Annotated in this window: 1 pseudogene; it reads left to right on the plus strand. The window is 67.7% G+C overall.

Going from position 1 to position 1,056, the window contains the following annotated elements:
* Window positions 1–969, plus strand: a pseudogene (locus ACFWA7_RS40020) (2-oxoglutarate ferredoxin oxidoreductase subunit alpha); the annotation flags it as partial.
* Between the last annotated feature and the right edge of the window lie 87 nt (window positions 970–1,056).

Raw genomic sequence — 1,056 nt, forward strand, 5'->3', positions numbered from 1 at the left:
GGCGCCGCACTGGGGGCCGCCTTCGGCGGATCCCTCGCCGTCACCACCACCTCCGGCCCCGGCGTCGCGTTGAAGTCGGAAACCATCGGGCTCGCAGTGTCGCTTGAGCTGCCGCTGCTCATCATCGACATCCAGCGCGGCGGCCCCTCCACCGGCCTGCCGACCAAGACCGAGCAAGCCGACCTTCTCCAGGCGATGTACGGCCGAAACGGCGAAGCCCCCGTCCCCGTCGTCGCCCCGAAAACCCCCGCCGACTGCTTCGACGCCACCCTCGACGCCGCCCGGATCGCCCTGACATACCGCACCCCCGTCTTCCTGCTCTCCGACGGCTACCTCGCCAACGGATCCGAGCCCTGGCGCATCCCCGACACCAACGAACTCCCCGACCTGCGCACCCAGTTCGCCACCACCCCCAACCACACCCTCCCCGACGGCACCGACGTGTTCTGGCCCTACAAACGCGACCCCCACACCCTCGCCCGCCCCTGGGCCATCCCCGGCACCCCCGGCCTCGAACACCGCATCGGCGGCATCGAAAAACAAGACGGCACCGGCAACATCTCCTACGACCCCGCCAACCACGACCTCATGGTCCGCACCCGCCAAGCCAAAATCGACGGCATCCACGTCCCCGACCTGGAAGTCGACGACCCGGACCAGGCCCACACCCTCGTCATCGGCTGGGGCTCCACATACGGACCCATCACGGCCGCCGTGCGACGCCTGCGGACCGCCGGGATCCCCATCGCCCAGACCCACCTGCGCCACCTCAACCCCTTCCCACAGAATCTGGGCGAGGTCCTGAAGCGTTACGACAAAGTCGTCATCCCCGAGATGAACCTCGGCCAGCTCGCCACCCTCATCCGCGCGAAATACCTCGTGGACGCCCAGTCGTACACCCAGGTCAACGGCATGCCGTTCAAAGCCGAGCAGCTCGCCACGGCCCTGAAGGAGGCCATCCATGACTGAGACGACGACACGCACCCTGCTCTCCCTGGTCCCCAAGACCGAGACCCCGCAGTCCATGAAGGACTTCAAGTCGGATCAGGAAGTGCG

The sequence above is a fragment of the Streptomyces sp. NPDC059994 genome, assembly GCF_042737755.1.
GTDB lineage: Bacteria > Actinomycetota > Actinomycetes > Streptomycetales > Streptomycetaceae > Streptomyces.